General features: G+C 71.2%; 4 protein-coding genes and 1 pseudogene. 2 read left to right on the top strand and 3 right to left on the bottom strand.

All coding sequences use genetic code 11. The features are described from left to right. The 3 genes and pseudogenes from ACWGIU_RS29550 to ACWGIU_RS29540 all read right to left on the bottom strand — a co-directional run. Positions 1-330: pseudogene (locus ACWGIU_RS29550) on the bottom strand (carbohydrate ABC transporter substrate-binding protein); the annotation flags it as partial. Between the two features lie 138 nt (positions 331-468). Then, positions 469-2151 carry a glycoside hydrolase family 13 protein gene (locus ACWGIU_RS29545; RefSeq protein WP_453710869.1) on the bottom strand — a complete coding sequence of 561 codons (1683 nt, stop codon included), beginning with the start codon at positions 2149-2151 and terminating at the stop codon, positions 469-471. A gap of 213 nt (positions 2152-2364) precedes the next feature. Further along, positions 2365-3639, bottom strand: coding sequence for an ABC transporter substrate-binding protein (locus tag ACWGIU_RS29540; RefSeq protein WP_453710867.1), 1275 nt, complete (start codon positions 3637-3639; stop codon positions 2365-2367). Between the two features lie 168 nt (positions 3640-3807). On the opposite strand from ACWGIU_RS29540, the gene ACWGIU_RS29535 reads away from it, so the two are divergent. Together ACWGIU_RS29535 and ACWGIU_RS29530 are read left to right on the top strand one after the other, a co-directional pair. Then, positions 3808-4314 carry a PadR family transcriptional regulator gene (locus ACWGIU_RS29535; RefSeq protein WP_453710865.1) on the top strand — a complete coding sequence of 169 codons (507 nt, stop codon included), beginning with the start codon at positions 3808-3810 and terminating at the stop codon, positions 4312-4314. Beyond that, positions 4311-5009: ABC transporter ATP-binding protein (locus tag ACWGIU_RS29530; RefSeq protein ID WP_453710863.1), on the top strand; the 699-nt coding region annotated here is incomplete at its 3' end. The genes ACWGIU_RS29535 and ACWGIU_RS29530, both read left to right, overlap by 4 nt.

Raw genomic sequence — 5009 nt, 5'->3', positions numbered from 1 at the left:
CTGCTGGAGCACACCCACCTGGGGAACCATCACCACGTCGGGAGCGTTGCCGCCTTCGATCTTGCTTCCGACGAAGGTGGAGACGTTGTCGCCGGAGGGTACGAAGACGGTCTTCGCGCCGGTCTTCTCGGTGAACGCGTCCAGGACCTTCTTGAAGTTCTGCTGCTCGCTGCCGGTCCAGACGCCTGCCACGGTCACGGTCTGGCCGCTCAGTTCGCCGCCGCTCGCGGGTCCGGTGGTGCCGCCGCAGGCGGTGGCACCGAGGGCGAGGGCGAGGGCCGCCGATGCGGTGGCCGCGGTGCGGCGGGTCGTCTTGCTGGGTCGTCGCATGAGGGAGTCCTTGTCTGGAGGTCCGGGACACGGGGGGCGGTCCGGACGCACATGGAGGGGGTGCGCGGGGGAGAGAAGAGGGGGGCGGAGGGGAGGGGGGAGGAGGAGTGGGAAGCGGGGGAGGTCAGGGGCCCGGGGTCACGGGGACGGGCATTCGGCCGTCCACCAGGCTGCGGTCGCCGCGGGGAGCACCCCCGCGGGACAGGGACCGCTCGCGAGCAGCGGAGTTCCGGGGACCGGGGCGGGCACCGGCTCGATCCCGAAGTTCACCGCGCAGACCAGCCCGTCGCCGCGGATGATCGCGAGCACCTGAGGAGGCGTGTCCAGCCAGCGCAGGGGGCCTTCGCCCAGCTGCGGCAGGGTGCGCCGCAGCTGGAGCCCGTCGCGGTAGAGGTGCCAGAAGGAGCGGGTGTCGGCCAGGGCGCGGTCGGTGGCGTGCTCGGCGAACCACTCGGGCTGCGGCAGCCACGGCTTGGCGCCGGCCGCCTCCCCGGAGAAGCCGAACGGGGAGGCGTGCCCGGACCAGGGCAGCGGCACGCGGCAGCCGTCCCGGACGTGCTTGCGGCTGCCCGTACGGTGGAAGATCGGGTCGGTGAGGACCTCGTCGGGCAGGTCGAGGACCTCGGGGAGGCCGAGCTCCTCGCCCTGGTAGACATAGGCGGCGCCGGGCAGCGCGAGCATGAGGAGGGCCGCGGCGCGGGCGCGGGCCGCCCCCAGGCCGCTGCCTTCCACACCGGGCTCGCCCGCGTAGCGGGTGACCGTGCGGACCTGATCGTGGTTGTTGAGCACCCAGGTGACGGTGGAGCCGGTGCCGGCGATGTCGCGCATCGCGTCGGTGATCGTCGCACGGAAGGCGTCGGCGTCCCAGGGGGCGCTGAGCAGGTCGAAGAAGAACGCCTGGTGCAGTTCGTCGGGTCGGACGTACTCGGCGTGCTCGCGCGCGGTGGGCACGGACACCTCGCCGACCAGCAGCCGCTCGCGGCCGTCCCGGGCGGTGTACTCCTCGCAGACCGCGCGCCAGCGCCGCCACACGCCGTGCACCTCGGGCTGGTTCCAGGCCAGCTGGTTGACGGCGTCGCGGGCCCGCTCGTCGGCTCCGGGGTCGTCCGAGTCGGGCAGTGCGGGGTGCTTGAACAGCCCGGCGGCGACGTCGATGCGGAAGCCGTCGACCCCGCGGTCCAGCCAGAAGCGCAGCACCTCCTCGAATTCGTCGCCCACGGCCGGATCGCGCCAGTTCAGGTCGGGCTGCTCGGGCGTGAAGAGATGCAGGTACCACTCGCCGGGGGCGCCATCGGGCCCGCTGGTCCGGCTCCAGGCGGGACCGCCGAACATCGCACGCCAGTTGTTGGGGGGCTCCGCCCCGTCCTGGCCACGGCCGGGCGCGAAGTGGAAACGGGAGCGCTCCGGGCTGCCCGGATCCGCGGCGAGCGCCTCCTGGAACCAGGGGTGCTCGCTGGAGCAGTGGTTGGGGACGATGTCGAGCAGCAGCTTCAGCCCGAGCCGACGGGCGTCGGCCGCCAGCCGGTCGAACTCCGCGAGGTCGCCGTAGACCGGGTCGACGCCACGGTAGTCGGCGACGTCGTAGCCGTGGTCGTGCTGCGGCGACGGGTAGAAGGGGCTGAGCCAGATGCCGTCGACACCGAGCTTGCGCAGGTAGGGGAGCCCGGCCCGGACGCCGGCCAGGTCACCGATGCCGTCCCCGGTGCTGTCGAGGAAGCTGCGGACGTAGACCTGGTAGATCACCGCGTCGCGCCACCAAGGGGCCGATGCGGTGGCGGCGGGAGAGGGGTGGCCGGTGGCGGCCGGAAGGGTGCTGAGCATCTCGCGTCGACCTGTCTGCTGAATGCGAGAGCGCCCCGGATCGGTGCGCTGTTATGCATGCATGTTAAGTAGCAGCGACCGGAAGGTGTCAACGATGTGTCCAGAAACAGGGAAAAGTTGGGGGGTTTTGTGCCTGATTGACCGCATGCACGAAGAAGGGTCTCTACTTAACATGTAAGTAGAGACCCTTGAGGAGGGAGCGGAAGAGTGCGATCAGCCCCTGCGGGAGATGACCCCGAGCTCGCGCGCGAGCCGCGCCGCCGCCTGCTCCGGCGTCTGGCGCAGCGCCAGTACGTCCTGCGCCACGGCCTGTACGGCGAGGCTCACCTGGTCGTAGCGCGGACTCTTGGGACGTGGCACCGACGACAGCACGCTCCGGCGCAGCGTGGGCAGGTACGGATACGCCCGCACCAGGTCGGGGTCCTCGTACAGCGCGGCGCGCACCGGAGGCAGCGAGCCCTTGGTGAGCACCTGCCGCTGGACCCGTTCGCTCGTGAGGTAGGAGATCAGGTCGGCCGCCGACGCCGGGTGCCGCGCATGACGGCTCACAGCGAGGTTGGAGCCGCCCAGCACACTGGTGCCCGGCCCGTGGGGTCCGGGCAGCGGTACGGCGCCGAACCTGCCCGCGACCTTCGACCCCTCCGCGCTCGCGTCCGCGTACACGTAGGGCCAGTTCCGCAGGAAGAGCAGCCGGCCGTCCTGGAAGGCCCGCCGCGACTCCTCCTCCTTGTAGCCGAGCGCGTCGCGGGAGATCCAGCCCTCCCGCACTCCGTCCGCGAGGAACCGCAGTCCGGCGCGCGCCGCGTCCGAGTCCACGCTCACGCGGGCCCCGTCGTCGCGCAGGATCGATCCGCCCGCCGAGTGCACCGCCTCGGTGACGTTGACCGTGAGCCCCTCGTACGGCAGGAACTGGCCGGCATAACCGTCCAGCCCGTACTTCGGGGCGATCGTGCGCGCCTGGCGGACCAGCTCGTCCCACGTGCGCGGCGCTTCCTCGCCCTCCCGGTCCAGGATGTCCTTGCGGTAGTAGAGCAGCCCCGCGTTGGTGACGTACGGGACCGCGTACAGCCGGCCGTCGAAGGTCGCCGTGTCGACGACCGGCCGCAGGAAGGCGTCCAGCGGGAAGCGCTCACGCCGCAGGGGGGAGATCCATCCGGCCGCCGCGAACTCGGAGGTCCAGGCGACGTCGATGTTCAGTACGTCGAACCGGTCGCGGCCCGATCGCAGCTCACTGATCATCTGGGCCCGGGTCTCGTCCGCCGAGTCCGGCAGTTCGACGAGCGTGACGCGCTCCTCGGGATGGGCCTCGTTCCAGTCCTCCAGGAGCGGGGGGAGGTAGTTCGTCAGATCGCCCGCCGTCACGAGCGTCAGCGGGCCGCGGTCCTCGGACGCCGGGCCCGCGTCGGCGCGGACGCCGAGACCGGTGTATCCCGCCAGGACGACCGCCCCGACCAGGAGAGCTCTACCCGCGGCACGTATCCACCGCATAGATTCCTCCCAGTGCACGATCCGGCTGCGTCGCCGACCCATCGTGGCCTATATATACCCGTTAGGCATGGGCGATACTAGACGCCCAGGCAGACGAGACGGACGGCGGCGCACATCGGCCCGCTGCCGAGTGAACCGTTGACTACGGAGCGGGAAGGAGGGGAGCGAGTGCGGCTGGCGCTCCTTGCGCTCCTCACCCGTAGCCCTGCGCACGGTTACGAGCTGAAGCAGGACCTTGAGAAGCTCCTGGGCGCCGCGTACCCTCAGCCCAACGTAGGCCAGATCTACGTCACCCTCGGACGGCTCGAGAAGAGCGGCCTGATCGAGGGCGAGGACGTCGAGCAGTCGGGACGCCCCAACAAGCGCACCTACCGGCTGACGGACGCCGGACGCGAGGCCGTGCTGGCCTGGTTCGAGGACACCGCCGAGGAACCCCGGGTACGGGACGAGTTCTTCATGAAACTCGCCCTCGCACCGCAGTCGGGTCTGGCCGATCCGGTCGCACTGATCAACAAGCAGCGGCGGCAGTACCTCAACACCATGCGGGACCTGTCCAAGCTGGCCGCGGCGGAGGACCGCGACAACAAGATCTCCCACCTGCTGATCGAGGGCGCGATGCTGCACCTGCAGGCCGACCTCGACTGGCTGGAACGCTGCCAGGAGGAGCTGGAATGAGCGACGACGCCACCACCGCCGCTGCTCCTGGCGTGTCCGGCGGGTCCGCCGCCCCCGCCGAGCCCATCGTGCGCGCCGAGGGCCTCACCAAGACGCACCACGGCGAGGGCGTACCGGTGCACGCCGTACGCGGGGTGGACCTGTCCGTCCGGCCCGGCGAGTTCGTCGCCGTCACCGGGCCCTCCGGAGCCGGAAAATCCACACTGCTGCACCTCATAGGCGGCCTCCAGCGCCCCGACAGCGGAAAACTGTGGATCGGCGGCGAGCGGGTCGACGAGTACCGCGAGGCCCGCTGGGCGGTCCTGCGGCGCCGCAGCGTCGGCGTCGTCTTCCAGTTCTTCAACCTGGTCTCCAACCTCACCGTCGCCGACAACGTCGAACTCCCGGCACTGCTCGCCGGAGCCTCCCCGAAAGCCGCCCGGGCATCCCGTGCCGAACTGCTCGCCGAACTCGGCCTCGAAGGCCGCGAACGCTCGATGCCCGGCGAACTGTCCGGTGGCGAACAGCAGCGGGTCGCGCTCGCCCGCGCCCTGGTCAACCACCCCGCACTGCTGCTCGCCGACGAACCGGCCGGCAGCCTCGACAGCAAGGGCACCCGTGAGGTGCTGCGGCTGCTCTCCCGGTACCACCAGCGCGGCCAGACGATCATGATGGTCACCCACGACGCCCGGATGGCCAGCGCCGCGGACCGCGTC

The sequence above is a fragment of the Streptomyces sp. NPDC054840 genome (genome assembly GCF_053611065.1).
Note: the sequence above shows the minus strand (reverse complement) of the source record. Positions and strands in the feature narration are given on the sequence as shown.